At 40.8% G+C, this 25,511-nt stretch carries 21 protein-coding genes and 5 tRNA genes; all 26 read left to right on the forward strand.

The window, feature by feature from the left end; translation table 11 throughout:
* The first annotated feature begins 25 nt into the window (after positions 1 to 25).
* The 26 genes from DIU38_RS00215 (at position 26) to DIU38_RS00340 (ending at position 25,504) form a co-directional block, all read left to right on the forward strand.
* Positions 26 to 877, forward strand: a complete 852-nt coding sequence (locus tag DIU38_RS00215; RefSeq protein ID WP_243770596.1) for a phytoene/squalene synthase family protein — start codon at positions 26 to 28, stop codon at positions 875 to 877.
* A complete protein-coding gene (locus DIU38_RS00220) occupies positions 877 to 1,422 on the forward strand; it encodes a hypothetical protein (RefSeq protein ID WP_112652801.1) in 546 nt (181 codons plus the stop codon). Before DIU38_RS00215 ends, DIU38_RS00220 begins: the two co-directional genes overlap by 1 nt.
* Complete coding sequence (locus tag DIU38_RS00225; protein WP_112652802.1) at positions 1,419 to 2,099, forward strand: lycopene cyclase domain-containing protein; 681 nt, start codon at positions 1,419 to 1,421, stop codon at positions 2,097 to 2,099. The genes DIU38_RS00220 and DIU38_RS00225 overlap by 4 nt, the downstream gene beginning before the upstream one ends.
* Positions 2,096 to 2,368, forward strand: coding sequence for a cytochrome b5 domain-containing protein (locus DIU38_RS00230; protein ID WP_112652803.1), 273 nt, complete (start codon positions 2,096 to 2,098; stop codon positions 2,366 to 2,368). Before DIU38_RS00225 ends, DIU38_RS00230 begins: the two co-directional genes overlap by 4 nt.
* A 586-nt stretch (positions 2,369 to 2,954) precedes the next feature.
* Positions 2,955 to 6,140 carry a SusC/RagA family TonB-linked outer membrane protein gene (locus DIU38_RS00235; protein ID WP_112652804.1) on the forward strand — a complete coding sequence of 1,062 codons (3,186 nt, stop codon included), beginning with the start codon at positions 2,955 to 2,957 and terminating at the stop codon, positions 6,138 to 6,140.
* 13 nt (positions 6,141 to 6,153) lie between these two features.
* Entirely contained in the window at positions 6,154 to 7,644 is a 1,491-nt protein-coding gene (locus DIU38_RS00240) for a SusD/RagB family nutrient-binding outer membrane lipoprotein (protein WP_112652805.1), read from the forward strand.
* Between the two features lie 171 nt (positions 7,645 to 7,815).
* Complete coding sequence (locus DIU38_RS00245) at positions 7,816 to 8,595, forward strand: hypothetical protein (RefSeq protein ID WP_112652806.1); 780 nt, start codon at positions 7,816 to 7,818, stop codon at positions 8,593 to 8,595.
* 101 nt (positions 8,596 to 8,696) lie between these two features.
* Entirely contained in the window at positions 8,697 to 8,888 is a 192-nt protein-coding gene (gene rpsU, locus DIU38_RS00250; protein WP_090528691.1) for a 30S ribosomal protein S21, read from the forward strand.
* 91 nt (positions 8,889 to 8,979) lie between these two features.
* Positions 8,980 to 9,891, forward strand: a complete 912-nt coding sequence (locus tag DIU38_RS00255; RefSeq protein WP_112652807.1) for a tyrosine-type recombinase/integrase — start codon at positions 8,980 to 8,982, stop codon at positions 9,889 to 9,891.
* A 12-nt stretch (positions 9,892 to 9,903) separates the two neighbouring features.
* Positions 9,904 to 10,251 carry a ribosome hibernation-promoting factor, HPF/YfiA family gene (hpf, locus tag DIU38_RS00260; protein ID WP_091166593.1) on the forward strand — a complete coding sequence of 116 codons (348 nt, stop codon included), beginning with the start codon at positions 9,904 to 9,906 and terminating at the stop codon, positions 10,249 to 10,251.
* 241 nt (positions 10,252 to 10,492) lie between these two features.
* A tRNA-Thr gene (locus DIU38_RS00265) sits at positions 10,493 to 10,565 on the forward strand.
* Positions 10,566 to 10,630: 65 nt separating this feature from the next.
* Positions 10,631 to 10,711, forward strand: a tRNA-Tyr gene (locus tag DIU38_RS00270).
* 146 nt (positions 10,712 to 10,857) lie between these two features.
* Positions 10,858 to 10,930 (forward strand) — tRNA-Gly (locus DIU38_RS00275).
* Between the two features lie 96 nt (positions 10,931 to 11,026).
* Positions 11,027 to 11,098, forward strand: a tRNA-Thr gene (locus DIU38_RS00280).
* Positions 11,099 to 11,156: 58 nt separating this feature from the next.
* Entirely contained in the window at positions 11,157 to 12,344 is a 1,188-nt protein-coding gene (gene tuf, locus DIU38_RS00285) for an elongation factor Tu (RefSeq protein ID WP_091166595.1), read from the forward strand.
* 83 nt (positions 12,345 to 12,427) lie between these two features.
* Positions 12,428 to 12,498 (forward strand) — tRNA-Trp (locus DIU38_RS00290).
* 18 nt (positions 12,499 to 12,516) lie between these two features.
* The gene (gene secE / locus DIU38_RS00295; protein WP_090529653.1) at positions 12,517 to 12,711 is read left to right on the forward strand and encodes a preprotein translocase subunit SecE; all 195 of its coding nucleotides are present in this window, start codon (positions 12,517 to 12,519) and stop codon (positions 12,709 to 12,711) included.
* Positions 12,712 to 12,728: 17 nt separating this feature from the next.
* A complete protein-coding gene (nusG, locus tag DIU38_RS00300; RefSeq protein ID WP_091166597.1) occupies positions 12,729 to 13,271 on the forward strand; it encodes a transcription termination/antitermination protein NusG in 543 nt (180 codons plus the stop codon).
* A gap of 179 nt (positions 13,272 to 13,450) precedes the next feature.
* On the forward strand, positions 13,451 to 13,891 hold the full coding sequence (rplK, locus tag DIU38_RS00305; protein ID WP_090528676.1) for a 50S ribosomal protein L11: 441 nt from the start codon (positions 13,451 to 13,453) through the stop codon (positions 13,889 to 13,891).
* 28 nt (positions 13,892 to 13,919) lie between these two features.
* Positions 13,920 to 14,618, forward strand: coding sequence for a 50S ribosomal protein L1 (gene rplA / locus DIU38_RS00310; protein WP_090528673.1), 699 nt, complete (start codon positions 13,920 to 13,922; stop codon positions 14,616 to 14,618).
* A gap of 2 nt (positions 14,619 to 14,620) precedes the next feature.
* Entirely contained in the window at positions 14,621 to 15,139 is a 519-nt protein-coding gene (gene rplJ, locus DIU38_RS00315; protein ID WP_090528670.1) for a 50S ribosomal protein L10, read from the forward strand.
* Between the two features lie 64 nt (positions 15,140 to 15,203).
* Positions 15,204 to 15,587, forward strand: coding sequence for a 50S ribosomal protein L7/L12 (rplL, locus tag DIU38_RS00320; RefSeq protein WP_022833154.1), 384 nt, complete (start codon positions 15,204 to 15,206; stop codon positions 15,585 to 15,587).
* A gap of 193 nt (positions 15,588 to 15,780) precedes the next feature.
* Positions 15,781 to 19,584, forward strand: a complete 3,804-nt coding sequence (gene rpoB, locus DIU38_RS00325) for a DNA-directed RNA polymerase subunit beta (protein WP_091166600.1) — start codon at positions 15,781 to 15,783, stop codon at positions 19,582 to 19,584.
* A 111-nt stretch (positions 19,585 to 19,695) separates the two neighbouring features.
* Positions 19,696 to 23,985: a DNA-directed RNA polymerase subunit beta' gene (gene rpoC / locus DIU38_RS00330; protein ID WP_112652808.1), complete on the forward strand. Its 4,290-nt coding sequence runs from the start codon at positions 19,696 to 19,698 to the stop codon at positions 23,983 to 23,985.
* A 225-nt stretch (positions 23,986 to 24,210) separates the two neighbouring features.
* Positions 24,211 to 24,522: a DUF3467 domain-containing protein gene (locus tag DIU38_RS00335; protein ID WP_090528662.1), complete on the forward strand. Its 312-nt coding sequence runs from the start codon at positions 24,211 to 24,213 to the stop codon at positions 24,520 to 24,522.
* A 160-nt stretch (positions 24,523 to 24,682) separates the two neighbouring features.
* Positions 24,683 to 25,504 carry a polysaccharide biosynthesis/export family protein gene (locus DIU38_RS00340; RefSeq protein WP_112652809.1) on the forward strand — a complete coding sequence of 274 codons (822 nt, stop codon included), beginning with the start codon at positions 24,683 to 24,685 and terminating at the stop codon, positions 25,502 to 25,504.
* Positions 25,505 to 25,511 lie beyond the last annotated feature (7 nt).

Genomic DNA, 25,511 nt, shown 5'->3' on the forward strand with positions numbered 1-25,511 from the left:
GCTTTGAATTTGTACTTTTGAAAAAATGACCACGCAAGTGCCGATGATGAACCTGTACGATGAAACTTGTTTTGAATGCAGTAAACTTATAACAAGAAAATATAGCACTTCCTTTAGTCTGGGCATTAGAACTTTCGATAAAAGTTTTCGTTATCCTATTTATGCCATCTACGGCTTTGTACGTTACGCTGATGAAATTGTAGATACCTTTCATGGGTACGACCAGCAGCAACTGATCAACAGTTTTGAGGAAGAAACCTTTAAGGCGATTGAAGAAAGGATCAGCACTAATCCTGTGATTCATTCTTTTCAACAGGTAGTTAACCGGTTTGAGATCGATCATGAATTGATCAGGGCTTTTCTGCGATCAATGGAAATGGACCTGCATAATAAAGCCTATGATGAGGATAGCTACCAAACTTATATCTATGGTTCGGCAGAGGTTATCGGCATGATGTGCCTGCGTGTTTTTACCAATGATGATATTCAATATCAGGCCCTTGTACCGAAGGCCCGAAGCTTGGGGGCAGCTTTCCAAAAGATCAATTTTTTAAGGGATGTTAAGGCAGATTATACAGAACGTGGGCGCTCATACTTTCCCGGGGTCGATTTTAATAATTTTACCGAGCATGATAAGCTTGCCATTGAGGAGGAAATTAAACACGATTTTGATGAAGCCTTTGAGGGGATAAAATGCCTGCCTGCCGGTACCAGGCTTGGGGTTTATATTGCCTATATTTACTACCTGCAGTTGTTTAAAAAAATAAGTTACACGCCTGCCAATGTAATACTACAAAAACGCATCAGGGTTTCTGATTTGTGTAAAATAAGTTTGTACATCAAAGCTGTTCTGCAGCAAAAGTTAAATGTTATTTAATGTTCAGGAAGATCTTTTTTATAGCCAGCATATTGGCATTGGTATTTGGGTTGAAAACGGCTGAAGCCGAAGAACCCAATCTGAAAGTACTGCGCAAGCAAATGCTTATTGCTATTGATAAAAGCAAAACCACCGATTCGTTGTTTAATAACCTTAATGCTATCAAAGAAAAGAGTGGGATAGTCAATGGTTTTATAGGCGGCCTGTTTGCCTTAAAAGCCAAACATGCCTGGAACCCATATTTAAAATTGAAATATCTTAACAGATCGGAAAAGGTATTTAGGCAGGCATTAATTGAAGATCCGCATAATATCGAGATCAGGTTCATGCGCTTTTCTGTTGAACACAACGTGCCTTCTATTTTAGGCTTTAATAAAGACCTTGCTGCGGATACTGACGATATCATAGCCCAACTGGGTAAAAAGAATTATGGCTCGGCCGATAAGGAATTAACCATCCAGATTATCAAATTCCTCCTTCATTCCAAACGATGCACTCCTGCCCAAAGCCAGGCGCTTAATAAACACTTAACCGAACTTACGTGAGATACACCTATTTACTAATCAACCTGCTAACGGTATTTTTTCCCGTTGTGCTTTCATTTGATAAAAGGGTGCAGTTTTACAAAAGCTGGAAATTTATATGGCCCGGCATGGCCATTACCGGTTTGTTTTTTTTGTTTTGGGACGTGCTTTTTACCATAAGAGGTGTTTGGTCGTTCAATCCGGCATACATCATAGGCGTTAAGTTTTTTGGTTTGCCCTTAGAGGAAATGCTATTCTTTTTAACGGTACCGTTTGCCTGTATATTCATTTACGCCTGCCTTAATCACTATGTTAAGTGGCTGATGCCTTTCAGGCTTACCGGCATTATAAGCAGTATGGTAATATTGCTGAGCATCCTGATGCTGATATTTTATCACGACCGGCTTTATACCGAGATTACGTTTGGCTTATTGCTACTGCTTGTGGTGCTGATTCAATACGTTTTTAAGGCCGATTGGGTTAATCGTTATTACCTTGCTTACATTGTGGCGCTTTTGCCTTTTTATATAGTAAACGGCATATTAACCTCTGTACCAATAGTGTTGTACAATAACGCCGAAAACCTGGGAAAGCGGGTTGGCACCATCCCATTTGAGGATCATTTTTACCTGATGGCTTTACTGCTCATGAACATTGGTTTTTTTGAATATTTTAAACAACAGAAGTTAAGTCAATGAGTGAGTTGCCAATATACACCAAATCACAACTGGCCTTACGCAACGGTCAGGATAAGCCCCGGATCTGGGTAGCTTATAAAGGTGATATTTATGATGTAACTGAAAGCCGCTTATGGCGAAACGGAAAACATTATGAGCACTGGGCCGGACAGGATTTGACAGATGAACTTGCCGACGCACCACATACCGAAACCGTATTTGAGAGATTTGTAAAGGTAGGCCGCCTCATCACCCCCGCCCTCTCTATTGGGGAAGAAGAGAAGGATTGATATGCTTTTTAAACAAAATGCTCACAAACCATTTTTAAATAGTTTCTGAAATATGGCGCCCCCCTCTTCTTTCTGTCATCCCTGCGTCATTTAAAGCCCGGATTGGTAGAGAATATTATGTATTAAATCATGTAAATATATTGTTACGTGGCCATTTCTCGCCGAAAAGTATGAAAAAATTAAGGTTTTTCATTCCTGTCATACCTTTTCCAACAGGCTATGCATGGTACAATTTATCGTTGTAAAAAGGGAGTTTTAGGACCGGCAAGTTGTGGTTTTTCTGTTGAATTTCTCGCGACAGTTAATTTTATTGTATTGTGATTTACAAGAGCTTATAAAACAAATTAGGAAAATGCCTCGCGCATTTTCCTAATTTATAATTAACAATATTAACTGACTTATTACCGGCCGGATCTAACGGCCATATGGTATTAACGATAGCAAAGGTAATTTCTTGTTGATTATTTCCTAAAACCTTCATTGTGGTTAAAAAAATTCATGTAAAAGAAATATTACATTCAAATGTTGTTTTATTTTAGCCTTCAATATTAAGTTTGCCAACTTAACTATTAGCTAAATTTTTTCTATGAAAAAACGACTACTACTAATTTTGTGCAGTTTCGTATTTGCTGTAACACAGCTTTTTGCGCAAAATCACACTGTTACCGGTACGGTAACAGCCAAGGAGGACGGCCTTCCTCTGCCGGGTGTATCGGTGAAGATAAAAGGGACAACTACCGGTACCCAAACCACCGTCGACGGCAAGTTTTCACTCAACGTTCCAAACAACGCTGTTCTATCATTTAGTTTTATTGGCTATGCCACACAGGATGTTCCTGTTGGCAGTTCTACAAGCCTTAAGGTGGTTTTAGAAGCGTCAAGTCGTGGTCTTAACGAGGTAATCGTAACGGCGTTAGGTATCACGAGGCAACAGAAATCATTGGGTTATGCTGCGCAACAGGTTAAAGGTGATGACCTTACCGTTACCAAGCAATCTGACCTTAACACCGCACTTGCCGGTAAAATAGCCGGTGTACAAGTTTTAGGTGGTTCTGGTGCAAAATTTGGTGCATCAACTATCCGTATCCGTGGTATCAACTCATTATCTGGAGGCAACCCAATTTATGTAGTAAACGGTGTTATTACCGATCCGAACGCGGTGAACAATGATGATATCGAATCAGTTTCGGTATTGAAGGGCCCTGCTGCTACGGCACTTTATGGTCAGCGCGCGTCTGAAGGCGCGGTTGTTATCACATTAAAAAAAGGCGCAAACAAAGGCGTTGGTGTTTCAATCAATCAATCAACTACTTTTGAAAAAGTCTATCAGCTACCTGACTACCAAAACGAATATGGTGGCGGTACAAGTGTAAAATGGGATACTTATCAGTATGACCCTGCTAATGGCTCTCCTGCTTCATACGCAAAATTTAACGGCGTAAAAATTTATGATTATGGTGTTGACGAAAGCTGGGGCCCTAAAATGGATGGCACACTTTACGCGCCATGGTATTTCTGGGATCCAACCAATCCAGATTTTGGTAAATTGAAACCATTTGTACCGCAACCTAATAACGTACGTGATTTTTACCGTACGGGTGTTACTTTCAATACCAACGCAGCTTTCTCAAAAGCAGGCGATGACTATAACCTCAGGGTTTCATACACTAACATAGATCGTACAGGTATCACTCCAAACAGTGATCAGAAACGTAATAACGTAAGCGTAAATGGGGAGCTGAAACTTACTAAAAAATTAACTGCGAGCGCCAACATTAACTTTTCGCAAATCAATTCATTCAACATTCCGCAAGAAGGTTATGGTACCCAAACCGCAGGCTCATTTAGCCAATGGTTTCATAGGGACGTTGAAATTAACAAACTTAAAAATTACAGAAGAGCCGATGGTACATTCACATCATGGAATATCACCAGCCCTGACGATTTAACTCCTCACTACTGGGATAACCCTTATACTGAGGCTTATGAAAATACGTCAAAATCAAATAATAATCGTGTTTACGGAAACCTGACTTTAAGTTACCAGTTTACGAAAGATATCTCTGCATCATTTATTGCAAGGCAGGATTTATTAACCCGCGACGCAAGTGCACAGGTTGGTTCAGGTACGCTTAATCCTGATGCTTACTCACAAAACCAATATACTTACAAAGAAAATAACTATGTAGGTAACGTAAGCTATAGTCACAACTTTAAAGACCTTTCTGTAAAGGCAGGTGTTTATGCAGAATCACGTCAGGACCGTTACACTTACTTATCAGGTGCAACAGTAGGTGGTTTAGCTATTCCTGACTTGTATACTTTAAGCAACTCCGCAAATGCCGCAACCTCATTTAGCTATAACGCTCTCTCAAGGGTAAACAGCTATTACGGATATACCTCATTTGGTTATAAGGATTTTTTATACCTTGATTTCAATGCCCGTAACGATAGGTCTTCAACCTTGCCGGTTAACCACAACTCATACTGGTATGGCGGTTTATCAGGTTCATTTGTATTTACCGAGCTGATGCCTAAAAACGACATCTTAACATTTGGTAAATTAAGGTTATCTGCAGCTAAATTAGGTTCTGACGCTCCTATTTACTCAACATACCCAACTTATAACCTAAGCACTACTCCGCATGGAAATGATGCTGTGCAAACAGTACCTAACACTTTGCCAAATGCAAATTTAACTCCAAGCCTTTCAACATCATATGAAATTGGTACCGAATTGCATTTCATCAAAGACAGGGTTAAGTTTGACTTTAACTACTACACACGTACTACTAAAGATCAGATCTTATCATTGCCTGTTAATGGTACAACCGGTTATTCAACGGTCGTAATCAATGCTGGTTCTATCCGTAATAATGGTATCGAGATTAGCCTTGGCGGCACCCCGATCAAATCGAAAGATTTTACCTGGAATGCCGATTTCAACGTTTCATTTAACCGCAACAAAATTGTTTCGCTTTACCCGGGTGTAACTAACGTAAAAGTAACTCCTGACGGTCTTGCCGGTTATGGCCCGGGTGGCGTTCAGGCGGCCGGTGCTCAAAGCTTTGGCTTTGTTGGTTCACCAAGCTTTGGTATCAACGGTTATCTTAATCAGTCTTATGGTCAGATCATTGGATCAGGTTTTGCACGTGATGGTAAAGGAAATATCATAATTGGTGCTGATGGCCTTCCGGTAAGGCAGGATAACGTTAACCTTGGTAGCATGTTACCAAGCTATACAGGTGGTTTTACCAACTCGTTTAACTACAAAAACGTAGTACTTGCTTTTTCTCTTGATTTCCAAAAAGGCGGTAAATTTGTATCAGTTACCCAGCAAAACCTTAACGGCTCGGGCTTAGGTATCGAAACCGTAGGCAACAATGCAAAAGGTAACCCGGTACGTAACCCTGTGTCTGAAGGCGGTGGTACCCTGGTGGCAGGTGTACATGCTGACGGTACCCCGAACACTACTTACGTAGAAACTCGTACGTTATATGAGCAATCATACAGCCAGATTTGGGAAAAATGGACTTATGACGCCTCATACATTAAATTAAGAGAGGTGAGCATTGGTTATTCGTTCCCTAAAAAGATGTTAGGCAGGTTACCATTCCAAACCGCGTACTTTGGTATCACAACCCAAAACCCATGGATGATCTATTCAAAAGTTAAAGGTGTTGACCCATCACAATTGCAGACTTCCTTTTATGAAGGTGGTCAATTGCCAAACACAAGAAACTTAGGTTTCAACATTAAGGTAACATTCTAACAAGTTCTTCATCATGAAAAAATCATATATCAGTAAATATATAATCGGGGCTGGTATGTTTATACTTGCCTCATGTAAAGTGGGTGGCGATTTAAACGTTAACCCCAACCAGTCACCAAATGCGCAAACAGGTTATCTGTTAACCAGTGCGCTGCAATACTTGGGTGGTGTAAACGGCGCTGGTGCAACAACTAACATCAACGCATTCACCGGCGAGTTATACTCTCAGTACCTTGCTGAAACATTTTATACCAACGAATCGCAGTTTTCGTTAAAACAATATGACTACCAGGGTTATTACACTGGTCCACTTGAGGATTTGAAGACACTGATCCAGTTTAATACGGATCCAGCTAAGAAAAGCCTGCAGTCGACTATTAAATTTGGTTCGAATGCCAACCAGATTGCAGCCGCGCGCATATTAAGGGCATTTATTTACCTAACCATTACTGATAGGTGGGGCGATATTCCATACTCTCAGGCATTAAACGGTGTATCTGGCTTAACTCCTGCATTTGATGCGCAAAAAGACGTTTATGCTGCCTTAATGAAGGAACTTGATGAAGCTCAGGCTCAATTTGACGGCGGTGCAGCTTTAAGCAATGATATTTTATTTGGCGGCGATGCCACTAAATGGAAACATTGGGCTAACTCTTTACACGCGGTTATGGCATTGAGGTTATCAAAAGCTGATCCTGCAACCGGTAAAACTGAATATGCAAAAGCAGTGGCGGGCGGTTTGATGACCTCAAACGATGATAACGCAGTTTATGATTACCTGGCTATTCAGACTAACGAAAACCCTTATTATACTAACTATAGGAGTCGTTACGATTATGCTGTAAGCAGCCTTGTGGTTAATACCCTGAGTGGCCTTAATGACCCAAGGTTACCGGTATATGCCGCTCAAACTGCATCAAAAACTTACGTGGGTTTACCTTACGGTACTTTTGGTGACGCTTTGGGTAATTATAATAAAGGTACTCGTAGTAAACCAGGTAACGTATCATTAATTGGTTTAGCCGTGTCTGGCCAGGCTTCACCAACAGTGTGGACATCATACGCACAAATTATGTTTACCCAGGCCGAAGCTGCTCACCTTAACTGGATTGCTGGTGGTGACGGCGCTGCTGCCGATTTCTATAATAAAGGTGTAGCTGCATCGCTGGAACAAAACGGTGTTAGCTCGGCAGATGAAAGCGCTTATCTTGCGCAGGCATCAGTTAAATTTTCTGCAGCAACTGCTATGAACCAGATCATGACCCAGAAATGGATTGCAGGTTTCTTAGGTAACGGTTGGGAGTCATGGGCAGAATATCGCCGTACAGGCTTGCCTAAATTACTTGATCCGGTTCCTGGTTCATTAAGCCCGGATCAAAAGATCCCGCGCAGGCAACAATATCCGCAAACCGAGAACGACCTTAATAAAGCTAATTACAACGCCGTAATAGCTCGTCAGGGCCCTGATGCATTAAATACAAGGGTATATTGGGATAAACAATAATTATTGCTTATAGATTACGAGAACAACAAAGGCTGCCATTGGCGGCCTTTGTTGTTTATAGTAATTATTATAAGTGTGTAATCCTCCAAAATGGAATAAAACAGATTTAGTACTATTTAACATATACTATTCATTAAACCGACTATCTTAGTTTAAACTGATAAGCCTATCATGAACATTAAACCGATCTTGTTTTTGTTTATTCTTTTTTTATTTCTCGATCGGGTTGCTGGTCAAGAAAAGCATCAAGCGGAAATTATCGTGGGGAAGCCTGCCGGGAGAAGCAGTGATTTATATCTAAAGCGATCCTTTATAATACATAATCAAATAGGTACTCGCACAGATACAAATTATGCGAACGCGAAATTGATCCGCACGGGATGGGATGATGGGATATTTAAAACAAATCCGGGCTTTTACCGGCATGATCTTGTAAGTAGGGTTCCTGCAGGATTTGCAGCGCTTTCGGAAACTGACAGGAGGATGTTTATAATAACTATTAATCAAGATTCCGTTAGGCAAATGAAAGATACCGTATGCTATAGCGATGGTAAGTTACACAGATGTCTTTATGCGGTAATCCCGGTAACTTTGAGCAATCAATCTCCTGATACATTAAATTATATCAATATGTCATGCTCGTGGCTTGATGTTTTTAAAACAGATTCCGGAAACGTAAAATTTTTACCCACGCCCCTGATGGAGGAATGCTGGAAAAATAACCCTGCTGTTTATACGGTTGCGCCCCATCAACAAAAGGTATTTCATATACCTACGGCTTTTTTAACGGATACGGGCAAAGGAGGATTGTTCGAATCAAAAGTTTTTAAGATAGGAATGTGTTTATATAAATATATTGAGGGTTCGCAGCTCCCTGTTGATATACGTGGGTTAACGCTTTGGCAGGAAACAGATAATATTATTTGGAGCAATGAGATTGCCGTGAGATAGTTAGCTGGTTTTAAATTAAAAAATAATTCCCGCTCTCTATTTGATATTCAAAACATTGTGGTTATCTTTGCCCTCCCTTGAAAGGAGGTATTTTAGGAATTATGATCATTATTAACGTAAAAGACGGCGAATCATTGGACAAAGCATTGAAACGCTTCAAAAAGAAATTCGAAAAAACAGGTGTTTTAAGAGAACTACGCAGTCGTCAGGCTTTCGAAAAAAAATCTGTAACCCGTCGTCATGTTGTTAAACATGCTATCTACAAACAGACTTTAAACCAGGAAACTGTTTAATTCTTTTTTGTTGAAAAGAATTAATTAATTTCTTGACACTATATTAAAACTATTTGTACATTCATAATCCCGGATGTATAAATAGTTTTTTATGTTTTTAGAGCGTTTTATCCAGTACATCAAGTACGAAAAACGGTATTCAGTGCATACTGTTTCCGCATATCAGTCTGATCTGGATCAGTTTATGCGCTTTTTAAATAATCCCGGCGGTGCCGATCCCGCGCCTGAGCCGGTTATTAACCATCCATCGCAGGTAAGCTACCATGACATCCGTAACTGGATGGTTGAGCTTATTGATCAAAAACTTACCGGCCGTTCGGTTAATCGTAAAATGGCCACGCTACGCAAATACTTCAAATTTTTATTGCAGGAAGGTATTGTTGAAACCAACCCGGTATCCAGGGTGCGGTCGCAAAAAGTTGCTAAAACGTTGCCCGTAGTGGTTGAAGATACGCGCCTCACAAAAATGTTAGATAGTGATGACATTTTTACAAATGATTTTTCGGGCCTGCGTGATAAGCTTGTTATTGAGCTGTTGTTTGGCACCGGCATGCGGCTTGCCGAACTGTTAGGTATTAAGCAACAGGATATTAGCTTTGAGGGGGGAGTGGTAAAGGTACTGGGTAAGCGTAACAAAGAGCGCATTATCCCTATTAATAATGAGCTGAAGGCCCTGCTGCCCGAATATATGGAGGTAAAGAAAAATCAAAATTTTGATAACAATTCCTTCACATTAATCGTTACAAATAAAGGAGCCGATGCTTATCCGAAATTGATTTATTTAATAGTGAAAAAATACTTATCTAACATATCAACCCAAAATAAACGGAGCCCACATGTGCTCAGGCACACCTTTGCAACCACAATGCTAAATAACGGGGCCGATTTAAATTCAATTAAAGAGCTTTTGGGGCACGCTAACCTGAGCGCAACCCAAATTTACACGCACAATTCAGTTGAAAGACTAAAATCTATTTATAAACTCGCCCATCCAAAGGCTTAAAAAGGAGGAAACATGAAAATTACAGTGCAGTCAATTCATTTCACCGCAGACAAGAAACTTTTAGATTTTATTCAGAAAAAAGCTGATAAGCTTGATACGTTTTATGACCATATTATTAGCGGTGAAGTTTACTTAAAGCTTGAGAATGTGGAAGATGAATGTAATAAGATAACGGAGATCAAATTATTGCTACCCGGAAATCAAATATTTGCAAAAGAGAAGTGTAAGAGTTTTGAGGAAGCTACCGACCTGGCGGTTGAAAGCCTGAGGAAGCAAATTGAAAAGCATAAACAAAAGAAAGCCCTTGCTGATGCTACAGCAAAAAAAGCTGTTTTAACGGCAGTTGAGGAGGGTTTTTAATATTATAAAAAGGCTTGTTTTAAGCCTAAATCGGCAGGTTTTTAACCTGCCGATTTTTTTTGATAAAAAATTTTGACGTGGCGTTATTTTTTGTAGATTTGCAGTCCCTTTCGGGGAGGTATTTAACGCCTCGAAAAAAAGTTAAAATAGTTCTTTAAAATATCAAAAAGCTTATTACTTTTGCGCTCCGTTATCGAAAGCCACTTTAGGTTTAGGTAATAGAAAGGCAAGATAAATATAAGCCTCCTTAGCTCAGCTGGTAGAGCAACTGACTTGTAATCAGTAGGTCATTGGTTCGATCCCGATAGGAGGCTCAGTTTTTTTCGGATTGAGGTATTTAGCTTCAATTTTGGATATCGCAAATCCGGAAACAACTACCGGGGGGATACCAGAGCGGTCAAATGGGACGGACTGTAAATCCGTTGCTTCGGCTACGAAGGTTCGAATCCTTCTCCCCCCACTTATTAAAGTAAGCAGTTTGTAGTTCGCCGTTAGCAGTTTTGTTAACCGAACTATAAACTGCTAACTTGATTAAAAGGGTTTGAGGAATGGGTGTCATGAGCGGTTAAGCTGCTAATTGAATACTGCAAACCTTAAACTGAATAAGCGGAAGTAGCTCAGTTGGTAGAGCGATAGCCTTCCAAGCTATAGGTCGCGAGTTCGAACCTCGTCTTCCGCTCGGTTGGTTCATTAGTCGGTTAGTTCACTTGTTCATTAGTGGCGGCTGCAAAGACCAATGAACTGATAAACGAGTGAACCAATGAACAAAAAATTAGCCGACGTAGCTCAGGGGTAGAGCACTTCCTTGGTAAGGAAGAGGTCATGGGTTCAAATCCCATTGTTGGCTCAGTGTTATAAAACATACATTAAAGTTAAAATTAACCTACAAAAATAATTTATAGATCATGGCAAAAGAAAAGTTTGACCGCAGTAAGCCGCACTTAAACATCGGTACAATCGGTCACGTTGACCACGGTAAAACAACCCTTACCGCAGCTATCACTAAAGTTTTGGCTGATGCAGGTTTATCAGAAGCTCGTTCATTTGATTCAATTGACTCGGCTCCTGAAGAAAAAGAACGTGGTATTACCATCAACACTGCCCACGTTGAATATTCAACAGCTAACCGTCACTATGCACACGTTGACTGTCCAGGTCACGCGGATTATGTGAAAAACATGGTTACTGGTGCTGCGCAAATGGACGGTGCAATCATCGTAGTTGCTGCAACTGATGGTCCGATGCCACAAACTCGTGAGCACATCCTGTTAGCTCGTCAGGTAGGTGTACCTGCACTTGTTGTTTTCATGAACAAAGTTGACATGGTTGATGATCCGGAATTATTAGAGTTAGTAGAAATGGAAGTTCGTGAATTATTATCATTCTACGAATTCCCAGGCGATGATATCCCAGTTATCCAGGGTTCTGCATTAGGTGGTCTTAACGGCGATCCTACCTGGGTTGGTAAAATCATGGAGTTGATGGATGCTGTAGATAGCTACATCCCAATCCCTCCGCGTTTAACAGATCTTCCTTTCTTAATGCCTGTTGAAGACGTATTCTCAATCACTGGTCGTGGTACTGTTGCTACTGGTCGTATTGAGCGTGGTGTAATCAACTCAGGTGAGCAAGTTGACATCCTTGGTATGGGTGCTGAAAACTTGAAATCAACTGTAACTGGTGTTGAGATGTTCCGCAAAATCCTTGACCGTGGCGAAGCTGGTGACAACGTAGGTTTATTGTTACGTGGTATTGAGAAAACTGATATCCGTCGTGGTATGGTTATCTGCAAACCAGGTTCAGTAACTCCTCACACCGACTTCAAAGCAGAAGTTTACGTATTATCAAAAGCAGAAGGTGGCCGTCACACTCCATTCTTCAACAAATACCGTCCGCAATTCTATTTCCGTACCACTGACGTTACTGGTGAGATTTCATTAGAACCAGGTGTAGAAATGGTTATGCCAGGTGATAACGTTACTATCACTGTAAAACTGATCAACGCTATCGCAATGGAAAAAGGCTTGCGTTTCGCTATCCGTGAAGGTGGTCGTACCGTAGGTGCTGGTCAGGTAACTGAAATCTTGAAATAATAATATTTCAATAAAAAGGTTAATTTGAAAACATAAGTTTAGCCTTCAACGGCAAACTTATGTTTTCTTATTATAAATAACACACGGGAATAGTTCAACGGTAGAATAGAGGTCTCCAAAACCTTTGATCAGGGTTCGAATCCTTGTTCCCGTGCTTAAGCACAATATAAAAATGGCAGGCGTAGCTGAATATATTAAAGAGTCATACATCGAGTTAACCGAAAAGGTTACCTGGCCTACATGGCGCGAGCTTCAAAGCAGCGCTGTTTTGGTATTGGTTGCCGCTATAATTATTGCGCTGGTTATCTTAGGTATGGACCAGATCATTAATTATTTGCTTAAACTGTTTTACACATCACTAACATAATATCAGGGGAGACGGAGATGAGTGATCAATTGAAATGGTATGTAGTTAGGGCTATTAGTGGTAAGGAAAAGAAAGTTAAACAATACATAGATGCCGAAATTAGCCGTTTGGGCATTAGTCATTTGGTACCACAAGTATTAATACCTACGGAGAAGTATTACCAGATGCGTGATGGAAAGAAGATCGCGAAAGAGCGTAACTACTTTCCGGGCTATGTGCTTATGGAAGCTGTTTTAGATGGCGAAACTGAACACATCATTAAAAATATAAACAGTGTTATAGGTTTTCTGGGCGATAAAGCCGGAAATGCTATACCGCTTCGCCAGTCAGAAGTTAACCGTATTTTAGGTAAGGTTGACGAGATGAGCGCACAGGGCGAAACCATGAATGTACCTTATTATGTTGGTGAGGCCGTTAAAGTTATGGACGGGCCTTTCAACGGTTTCAGCGGGGTTATTGAAGAGGTTAACGAAGAAAAAAAGAAACTGAAAGTAATGGTAAAGATATTCGGGCGCCGTACGCCGCTTGAATTGAATTACATGCAGGTAGAGAAAGAATAGTTTTCAAATAATTTCGGATGTCGGATTTTCGATTTCGAAATTATTGAATTTAAAATATAAGATGAAAGAAGCGGGAGTTAAATCCGAAATGGAAATTCCCAAATCCGAAATCGACACAATCTTAAATGTTACTTAGCTTCCACTTACTAACATTGAGTTTATAATTAAAGTAAATTAAAATGGCAAAAGAGATCGGTGCAATGGTTAAGCTGCAAGTTAAAGGCGGCGCCGCAAACCCATCACCACCAATTGGCCCTGCATTGGGTGCAAAAGGTGTGAACATCATGGAGTTTTGCAAACAATTTAATGCACGCACCCAGGACAAAGCTGGAAAAGTATTGCCTGTTTTGATTACTGTGTATGTTGACAAATCATTCGAATTTATCATCAAAACCCCTCCCGTTGCTATCCAGTTATTGGAAGCTACCGGTTTAAAGAGTGGTTCTGCTGAGCCTAACCGTAAAAAAGTTGCCAGTGTTAACTGGGAACAGGTTGAGACTATAGCAAAAGATAAAATGGTTGACTTGAACGCGTTTACAGTTGAATCGGCCATGAAAATGGTGGCAGGTACTGCCCGCAGCATGGGAATTACCGTATCAGGTACAGCTCCCTGGAATTAATTAATTTATACAAATCAGTTTAAAGACAGTGGCAAGATTAACAAAAAATCAAAAAGTGGCACTCTCCAAAATTGAGGCAAACAAATCGTACACATTACAGGATGCATCTGCATTGGTAAAGGAATTAACCCTTACTAAATTTGATTCATCAGTTGATATAGACGTTCGTTTAGGTGTTGACCCACGTAAAGCCAATCAGATGGTACGTGGTATTGCAACATTACCTCATGGAACCGGTAAAACTGTACGTGTATTAGTTCTTTGTACTCCTGATAAGGAACAAGAAGCTAAAGACGCAGGTGCAGATTACGTAGGTTTGGATGATTATATTGCCAAGATTGAAGGCGGATGGACTGATGTTGATATTATCATTACTATGCCAAGTGTTATGGCGAAGGTAGGTCGTTTAGGTCGTATTTTAGGCCCGCGTAACCTTATGCCAAACCCTAAATCAGGTACAGTTACCCCAGAAGTTGGTAAAGCTGTAACTGAGGTAAAAGGTGGTAAAATCGATTTCAAGGTTGACAAAACCGGTATCATCCACACTTCAATAGGAAAAGCATCTTTCTCTGCAGATAAAATTTATGAGAATGCATTAGAAGTATTGCAAACAATCTCTAAATTAAAACCTTCTGCAGCAAAAGGAACATATTTCAAGAGCATTCATATCTCTTCAACTATGTCGCCTGGAATTACAGTTGAAACTAAATCAGTAGCGGGGATCTAATCATGAATAAAGAAGAAAAATACGACCTTGTTGTAGCCCTAACTGAGCAAATCAAAGAGTATGGTAATTTTTATATCACTGATACCTCTGATTTAACTGTAGCCAAGATCAACAACATCCGCCGTAAATGTTTCGAAAACGACATTACGATGCAGGTAACCAAAAATAGCTTGATCAAAAAAGCTATGGAAGCTGCAGGCGGCGATTTCAGCCCTATATATGATGTATTAAAAGGTTCATCATCAATCCTTTTCTCAAAGTCAGCAACTGCTCCGGCAAAGTTGATCAAACAATTAAGGAAAACAGGTGAAAAACCAATTTTAAAAGCAGCTTATATTGATTCGGCAGTATTTATAGGTGATAACCAGTTAGATACTTTAACCAAACTGAAATCAAAAGAACAACTGATCGGCGAGATAGTTGGCTTACTACAATCACCTGCCAAAAACGTACTTTCTGCACTACAATCGGGCGGAACTACAATTGCAGGCCTTGTAAAAACATTACAAGAAAGAGGTTAACGAACGCCTCACAAAAGTTCGACGATAACAAACAAAAAGCATTAAAAGTAAAAATTTAAATAAAATGGCGGATTTAAAAGCGTTTGCTGAACAGTTGGTAAACTTAACAGTAAAAGAAGTAAACGAATTAGCTCAAATATTAAAAGATGAGTATGGTATTGAGCCTGCTGCTGCTGCTGTAGCAGTTGCTGCTCCTGCTGCTGACGGTGGCGATGCTGCTCCAGCTGCTGCTGAGCAAACTGCATTTGACGTTATCCTGAAAGAAGCAGGTGGCGCTAAATTAGCAGTTGTTAAATTAGTAAAAGACTTAACTGGCCTTGGTTTGAAAGAAGCTAAAGATCTTGTTGACGGTGCACCAAAAGAACTTAAAACTGGTGTAACTAAAGAAGAAGCTGAATCTTTGAAAAAACAATTAGAAGAAGCCGGAGCAGTAGTTGAGGTTAAGTAATTTAACCTACTGAAATATAGCATCAAGACTCCGACCATAAACGGTCGGGGTCTATTGCTGTTTATAAAGGTTTTGAATTAGATGTGAGATATTAGATATGAGATTTGAGATTTTTCAAATCGCTATTTCATATCTCAGATCTCATGTCTCAAGTCTCACATCTACAAAAATTAATAACTAAAATTTAAATACCTTGGCAAACAATAATAATCAAAGAGTAAACTTTGCAACCAGTAGAAAGGTACTTGATTACCCTGATTTTCTGGATGTTCAGTTACAATCTTTCCAGGAATTTTTTCAATTGGAAACCACTTCCGACAACCGTTATAAAGAAGGGCTGTTTAAAGTGTTTGCCGAAAACTTTCCTATTTCAGATTCAAGAAACATCTTTGTCCTGGAGTTTCTTGACTACTTTATTGATCCGCCCCGTTATGATATACAAGAGTGTATCGAACGCGGATTAACTTACAGCGTACCATTAAAAGCAAAGCTTCGCCTGTCATGTAATGATGAGGAGCACGAAGATTTTGAAACAATTGTACAGGACGTGTACCTGGGTACTATCCCATACATGACGCCAAAAGGTACATTTGTTATTAATGGTGCCGAGCGTGTAATTGTATCACAGTTACACCGTTCGCCAGGTGTGTTCTTTGGTCAGAGCCGCCACACCAACGGTACAAAATTATACTCGGCCCGTGTTATTCCTTTCAAAGGTTCATGGATTGAGTTTGCTACAGACGTTAACAACGTAATGTATGCTTACATTGACCGTAAAAAGAAATTCCCGGTTACTACGTTACTTCGTGCCATTGGTTATGACTCTGATAAAGATATATTAGAGCTGTTTGAACTGGCCGACGAGGTTAAAGTAAGCAAATCAGGCCTTAAGAAATATATTGGCCGTAAGCTTGCTGCAAGGGTACTTAAAACATGGATCGAAGACTTTGTGGATGAAGATACCGGTGAGGTAGTTTCTATTCCTCGTAATGAGATCATCCTTGAGCGTGAAACCTTACTGGAAGATGACCATATTGATATGATCATCGACTCTGGTGTTAAAACCATCATCCTTAACAAGGAAGATGCTTCAACCAGCGGTGATTATACTATTATATACAATACCTTACAGAAAGATACTTCCAACTCTGAGAAGGAAGCGGTTGAACATATCTACCGCCAGTTACGTAACGCTGAACCACCTGATGAAGAAACAGCTCGTGGTATCATCGATCGTTTATTCTTTTCAGATAAAAGATATGACCTGGGTGATGTGGGCCGGTACCGCATCAACCGTAAATTAAAATTGAGCACTTCGGAAGAAACTAAGGTTTTAACCAAGCAGGATATCATCGCGATTGTTAAATATCTGATCAAATTAATCAACTCAAAAGCTGAGGTGGATGATATCGATCACTTGTCAAACCGTCGTGTGCGTACCGTTGGCGAGCAGCTTTATGCTCAGTTTGGCGTAGGTTTGGCACGTATGGCCCGTACCATTCGTGAGCGTATGAACATTCGTGATAACGAGGTGTTCACCCCAACCGACCTGATCAACGCACGTACATTATCATCTGTGATCAACTCGTTCTTCGGAACAAACCAGTTGTCACAGTTCATGGACCAAACCAATCCACTGGCAGAGATCACGCACAAGCGTCGTCTGTCAGCCTTAGGCCCCGGCGGTCTGTCGCGTGAGCGTGCAGGTTTCGAGGTTCGTGACGTTCACTACACCCACTACGGTAGGTTGTGTACTATCGAAACTCCTGAAGGTCCGAACATTGGTTTGATTTCATCACTTTGTGTACACGCTAAGATCAACAACTTAGGCTTTATCGAAACTCCGTACAAACGTGTAGTTGAAGGTAAAGTTATGGTTGACGAGCCGGTTATCTATTTATCTGCTGAAGATGAAGACGGTAAAACCATTGGCCAGGCAAACGCTGTATACGATGATAAAGGTGAGTTTGAATTGCCGCGTGTAAAAGCACGTTTCGAAGGTGACTTCCCGGTTATTGAGCCGGAGCGTCTGGATTTGATGGATATTGCTCCAAACCAGATCACTTCAATCGCGGCTTCGCTTATTCCGTTCTTAGAGCATGATGACGCTAACCGTGCATTGATGGGTTCAAACATGCAACGCCAGGCCGTACCATTGTTACGTCCGGAAGCGCCGATTGTTGGTACCGGTTTGGAAGGCCGTGTGGCAAAAGACTCCCGTACCCTGATCAACGCCGAAGGCGATGGTGTGGTGGAGTATGTTGATGCTAACGAAATCCGTATTAAATATGACCGTAACGAACTTGATCGTTTGATCTCGTTTGAAGGAGATAGCAAAAGCTACCGCTTAACCAAGTTTAAGAAAACCAACCAAAGCACCACCATGAACCTTAAGCCTATTGTTAAAAAAGGCCAGAGGGTTGAAAAAGGTGAAGTACTTTGCGAAGGTTACGCTACGCAAAATGGCGAGCTTGCATTAGGCCGTAACCTTAAAGTAGCGTTCATGCCTTGGCAGGGATATAACTTTGAGGATGCGATTGTAATCTCTGAGCGTGTTGTTTCACAAGATATCTTTACTTCAATCCACGTTGAAGAGTTCGAGCTTGAAGTTCGTGACACTAAACGAGGTGAGGAAGAGTTAACACCAGATATCCCTAACGTATCAGAAGAAGCAACTAAAGACCTTGACGAAGACGGTATCATCCGTGTAGGTGCCGAGGTTAAAGAAGGCGACATCCTGATTGGTAAGATCACCCCTAAAGGTGAATCAGACCCATCACCGGAAGAAAAACTGTTACGTGCTATCTTTGGTGATAAAGCCGGCGACGTTAAAGATGCTTCATTGAAAACCCCGCCGTCAATTGCCGGTGTTGTTATCGATACCAAATTGTTCTCTCGTGCTAAGAAAACTTCAAAAGCTGAAGAAAAAGCACAGTTAGAGAAATTGGATAACAAGCATGATAAAGCTGTGAAAGATCTGAAAAATACTTTGATCGAAAAGTTATTTGAGATCGTTAACGGTAAAACTTCGCAAGGCGTTTATAACGTTTACAAAGAGTTACAGGTTCCTAAAGGTGTTAAATTCACCCAAAAGATATTAGTTGAGCTTAATTACGATAACATTAACCCAACGAAATGGACTACTGATGATGATAAAAACGATCAGATCAAGATCCTTCTTCATAACTTCAACATTAAGTACAATGAAGAGTTAGGTGCTTACCGTCGTGATAAATTCGCTATCAGCGTGGGTGATGAGCTTCCATCAGGTATCGTGCAAATGGCTAAAGTTTACATCGCTAAAAAGCGTAAGCTTAAAGTGGGTGATAAAATGGCAGGCCGTCACGGTAACAAAGGTATCGTTGCTCGTATTGTACGTGACGAAGACATGCCTTTCCTTGAAGACGGAACACCGGTTGATATTGTGTTGAACCCACTGGGTGTACCTTCACGTATGAACTTGGGCCAGATTTATGAAACCGTATTAGGCTGGGCCGGTAAAGAGCTTGGTGTTAAATTTGCTACTCCAATCTTTGACGGTGCAAGCCACGAAGAAGTGGAAGAGTGGATTAAGAAAGCCAACTTGCCTGAATCAGGCCGTACTTACTTATACAATGGTTTAACAGGTGATCGTTTTGATCAGCAAACTACTGTAGGTATTATCTACATGCTGAAATTAGGTCACATGGTTGATGATAAGATGCACGCCCGTTCAATCGGTCCATACTCATTGATAACTCAGCAACCATTGGGCGGTAAAGCACAATTCGGTGGTCAGCGTTTTGGTGAGATGGAGGTTTGGGCACTGGAAGCATTTGGTGCATCAAACATTTTGCAGGAGATATTAACCGTTAAATCGGATGATGTTATCGGCCGTGCCAAAACATATGAGGCTATTGTTAAAGGTGAAAACCTGCCAACGCCATCAGTTCCTGAATCATTCAACGTATTGGTTCACGAGTTACGCGGCTTAGGTTTGGATATCACATTAGAATAAGGTTAAAGCTTAAAGGCCAAAGGTGAAAGGTTAGGACAGGTTCCGAAACCTTTTACCTTTCGCCTTTTACCTTTCGCCAAAAAAATTACCTTTAAAAAATCAAAGTAGACTATGTCTTACAAAAAGGATAATAAAATCAAAAGTAACTTTACCACCATTACCATCAGTTTAGCCTCTCCTGAGTCTATCCTTGAGCGTTCAAGCGGTGAAGTTTTAAAGCCGGAAACCATTAACTACCGTACTTACAAACCTGAACGTGATGGTTTGTTCTGCGAGCGTATTTTTGGTCCGGTTAAGGATTATGAGTGCCATTGCGGTAAATACAAACGTATCCGTTACAAAGGTATCGTGTGCGACCGTTGCGGTGTTGAAGTAACCGAAAAGAAAGTACGTCGTGAGCGCATGGGCCACATCAACCTGGTGGTGCCTGTTGCACACATCTGGTACTTCCGCTCATTGCCAAACAAAATTGGTTATTTATTAGGCTTGCCTACAAAAAGGCTCGACCTTATTATATACTACGAGCGTTACGTAGTTATCCAACCGGGTATTAAAGAAGCAGACGGAATCAACAAAATGGATTTCCTTACTGAAGAAGAATACCTTGACGTATTAGATACCCTTCCAAAAGAAAACCAGTACCTTGACGACAAAGATCCTCAGAAATTTGTTGCCAAAATGGGTGCCGAGGCTTTGGAAGAGTTATTGAAACGCCTTGACCTTGACGAATTATCATTCAGCTTGCGTCACCAGGCAGCAAACGAGACTTCTCAGCAACGTAAAAATGAAGCCTTAAAACGCTTACAGGTTGTTGAGGCTTTCCGTGATGCAAAAACCAGGATCGAGAATAACCCTGAGTGGATGATTGTAAAGATCGTTCCAGTTATCCCGCCTGAGTTGCGTCCGTTGGTACCACTGGAAGGTGGCCGTTTCGCTACTTCAGATTTGAACGACCTTTACCGTCGTGTTATTATCCGTAACAATCGTTTAAAACGTTTAATTGAGATTAAAGCACCAGAAGTGATTTTACGTAATGAAAAACGTATGTTGCAGGAAGCTGTAGATTCGTTATTCGATAACTCACGTAAAGTTAACGCGGTAAAAACTGAAGGTAACCGTGCTTTGAAATCACTTTCAGATATCCTGAAAGGTAAGCAAGGTCGTTTCCGTCAAAACTTATTAGGTAAACGTGTGGATTACTCTGCCCGTTCGGTAATTGTTGTAGGTCCTAACCTTAAATTACACGAATGCGGTTTACCAAAAGATATGGCTGCCGAGCTGTTTAAACCATTTATCATCCGTAAAATGATTGAGCGTGGTGTGGTTAAAACAGTAAAATCTGCTAAAAAGATTGTTGACCGTAAAGACCCATTAGTTTGGGACATTTTGGAAAACGTATTGAAAGGACACCCTGTATTACTAAACCGTGCGCCTACGCTGCACAGGTTGGGTATCCAGTCGTTCCAGCCAAAACTGGTTGAAGGTAAAGCGATCCAATTGCACCCATTAACCTGTACAGCATTCAACGCGGATTTTGACGGTGACCAGATGGCCGTTCACGTACCACTTGGTAACGCGGCAATTTTGGAAGCCCAAATCCTGATGCTTGCTTCGCACAACATCCTTAACCCTGCTAACGGTACGCCTATTACTGTACCATCTCAGGACATGGTGCTTGGTTTGTACTACATAACCAAAGGCCGTAAAACTGATGAAACGCGCGTGGTTAAAGGACAAGGCTTAACTTTTTACTCTGCAGAAGAAGTAATTATCGCTTATAACGAGAAAAAACTTGATCTGCATGCGTTCATTAAAGTTAAAGCTTTAGTTAAAGAACGCGATGGCAAAATCGTAAACAAAATTATTGATACTACTGTAGGCCGCGTGTTGTTTAATCAGCATGTACCAACTGAGGTAGGTTATATCAATGAACTGCTTACCAAAAAATCACTTCGTGATATCATTGGTGAAGTAGTGAAAATTACCGGTATGGCGCGTGCTGCCCAGTTCCTTGACGATATTAAGGAATTAGGATTTAAAATGGCGTTCCAGGGTGGTTTATCATTTAACCTGAAGGATATCAATATCCCTGCTGAGAAAGTTACTTTGATCGAAACCGCTTCTAAACAGGTTGATGAGGTAATGAACAACTACAACATGGGTTTCATTACCAACAACGAGCGTTACAACCAGATCATCGATATCTGGACACGTATCAACAACCGCTTAACTGCTAACGTGATGGACATCCTGAGCAACGATAACCAGGGCTTCAACTCTGTTTACATGATGCTTGACTCAGGTGCCCGTGGTTCTAAAGAGCAGATCCGTCAGCTTGCAGGTATGCGTGGTTTGATGGCTAAGCCTCAAAAATCAGGTTCGGGTGGTGAGATCATCGAAAACCCGATCCTTTCAAACTTTAAAGAAGGTTTGTCGGTATTGGAGTATTTCATCTCTACCCACGGTGCCCGTAAAGGTTTGGCAGATACGGCGTTAAAAACAGCGGATGCTGGTTACTTAACCCGTAGGTTGCATGATGTTGCCCAGGATATGATTGTTGGTGAGGTTGATTGCGGTACCTTAAGAGGTATCTACACAACTGCACTGAAAGATAACGAGGATATTGTTGAGCCTTTATATGACCGTATTTTAGGTCGTACTACGCTTCATGATGTTCATGACCCTATCACTAACGAACTGTTAGCAGTAGCTGGCCAGGACATTACCGAAGAGGTAGCTAAAAAGATCGAGAATTCTCCGTTAGAAGGTATCGAGATCCGTTCGGTATTAACCTGCGAAAGTAAACGTGGTGTATGTGCATTGTGCTACGGCCGTAACCTTGCAAGCGGTAAACGCGTGCAAAAAGGCGAGGCTGTTGGTGTAATTGCTGCACAGTCAATCGGTGAGCCGGGTACACAGTTAACACTTCGTACATTCCACGTGGGTGGTACCGCGTCAAACATCGCTGCTGAATCTCAGATCAACGCTAAGTTTGATGGTATCATCGAGTTTGAGAACGTACGTACCGTTACTTATGAAACTGCCGAAGACGGCGCTGTTGATGTGGTATTAGGCCGTTCGGGCGAGTTCCGTATTATCGAAGCCGGAAGCAATAAAGTAATTGTTACCAATAATATTCCATACGGTTCATACCTGTATGTAAAAGATGGCAACAAGATCACCAAAGGCGATCGTATCTGTTCATGGGATCCGTACAACGCGGTAATTATCTCTGAATTTGCGGGTATTGCCCAGTTCGATGCAGTGTTGGAAGGTATCACTTTCCGTGAAGAATCTGACGAGCAAACCGGTCACCGCGAAAAAGTGATCATCGATACAAGGGATAAAACTAAAAACCCTGCTATCCAGATTGCTGATAATAAAGGTAACATCATTAAAGGATATAACATTCCGGTAGGTGCACACATCGCTGTTGATGAAGGCGACAGGTTACAAACCGGTCAGGTTATTGCTAAAATCCCACGTTCAACCGGTAAAACACGAGATATTACAGGTGGTTTACCACGTGTAACCGAGTTATTTGAAGCACGTAACCCTTCAAACCCTGCTGTAGTAACTGAAATTGACGGTGTGGTAACTTTAGGTGGCGTGAAACGCGGTAACCGCGAAATCACCATCGAATCAAAAGATGGCCAGGTTAAAAAATACCTTGTACCACTTTCAAAACACATCCTTGTACAGGATAATGACTTTATTAAAGCTGGTATGCCATTATCAGATGGTTCGATATCTCCGGCGGATATCCTTGCTATCAAAGGCCCTGCTGCAGTGCAGGAATATCTTGTTAACGGTATCCAGGAAGTTTACCGCTTACAGGGTGTGAAGATCAACGATAAGCACTTTGAGGTTATTGTTCACCAGATGATGCAGAAAGTATCTATCGAAGACGCGGGTGATACCCGTTTCTTAGAGCGCGAAGCTGTTGACGGTTGGGATTTCATGACCGAGAATGATGAAATTTACGACAAGAAAGTTGTTACTGATCCGGGTGATTCAACTACACTGAAATCTGGTCAGATAGTTTCATTACGCCGCTTACGCGATGAGAACTCGGTATTGAAACGCCGCGACCTTAAACTGGTTGAAGTGCGTGACGCTATTCCTGCAACATCGAGCCCGATACTGCAAGGTATCACCAGGGCGTCGTTAGGCACCAAGTCGTTTATCTCGGCAGCGTCGTTCCAGGAAACTACCAAAGTACTGAACGAAGCAGCTATCGCAGGTAAAAAAGACAACATGCTTGGCCTGAAAGAAAACGTTATCGTAGGTCACTTAATACCTTCAGGTACCGGTTTACGCGAATACGAGAATATCCGTGTAGGTTCACAGGAAGAGTTTGACCGCCTGATGGCTTCAAAAGCAGAAGAGTTGGAAGCTTAATTGCCAGCTACTTAAATAATTTATTAAGCCTCCCGGTTATCCGGGAGGCTTTTTTTTGTCTTTTTTTTAAATTGTTAAAACAAAAGTAAAACATCTCTGTTCTACGTTCGACCTTGCGCAAGGTCAATATGGGGTTGATCCAAGTTATCTAAAGTAAAACAAGGCTCAATAATCACCTCAAAAAAAGGCTGTTTATGGAGAACGTCTTTTTGTTATTTTAGTAGGATGGAAGAACAGAACGAAAATCAGCTCAACATTGAGCTTTCAGAAGAAATTGCAGAAGGTATCTACTCAAACCTGGCTATCATTACTCATTCAAACTCTGAGTTTGTATTGGATTTTATCCGGGTCATGCCAGGCGTACCCAAAGCCAGGGTAAAATCGCGGATCATATTAACCCCCGAGCATGCCAAACGCCTTCTTTCGGCCTTGGAAGATAATATTGAAAAGTATGAAGCCATTAACGGCCGTATCAAAGTACAGCCTGATCATCCGGGTTTTCCGATGAATTTTGGTGGTACAATGGGACAAGCATAATTAATAATATTATATTAAAATGCCATTTTGGTTAAGGAAAAGTTATGCTTAAGCCTTGTTTGTGAAAAATTTAATAATAAAGTGTTGTATTTGAGAAAAAAGTGTATATATTGCAACGTTTTACAACTTATACCTATAAAGACATGAATTCCTAAATTCTATGAGAAAATCCCATATTGTAAATTCATTTTTAATTCTGTTCATTTTATTCATTTCTGCGGGGCTGCTTTCTTGCAATTCGGCCAAAAAGGTAAAATATTTTCAAGATCTTGCTGACTCCGGTCAGATGAAAACGATCTCTAAAGCAGATTATCAACCTCCGGTAATTCAACCCGATGATATCCTAACAATTGTTGTCCAGACTATCGATCCTCAAAATACTGCAGCTATTAATGTTGGCAATCTTCCGTTTCCAAGTACGGGCACCTCATTAAATCCTACAAGTTTGTCGAGTGTTAGTCAGCAACCATCGTTAGGTATTTTAGTTGATAAAGATGGTTTTATCACCATTCCAATACTCGGGAAAATTAAAGTTGCCGGCTATACTACATCTGAAGCTACTGAAGTAATAAAGGCGGAGGCCGTAAAATATTACAAAGAGCCTACAGTAATAGTGCGTTATGCAAATTTCAAAGTAAGTGTAACTGGGGAAGTACTCAAACCAGGAATGTATGTTTTACCAAATGAAAAGGTAAGTGTGCTCGACGCTATCGCTTTGGCAGGTGATTTAACAATTTTCGCAAAAAGGGATAACGTATTATTAATACGTGAAAATAAAGATGGTACTAAAACTCCATATCGTTTTAATCTGAAAAAAAGCGACATAATGAGTTCTCCTTACTTTTATCTGCATCAAAATGACATAATTTATGTAGAACCCGGACCAGGTAAAGTTTCAACAACCGATGCTTCACAAGCAAGATATTACACCTTAGTTGGGTCCTTACTGTCAGTACTAATCGTTTTATTTACAAGAAAATAATATTCAG

The sequence above is a fragment of the Mucilaginibacter metallidurans genome, from assembly GCF_003286435.2.
GTDB lineage: Bacteria > Bacteroidota > Bacteroidia > Sphingobacteriales > Sphingobacteriaceae > Mucilaginibacter > Mucilaginibacter gossypii.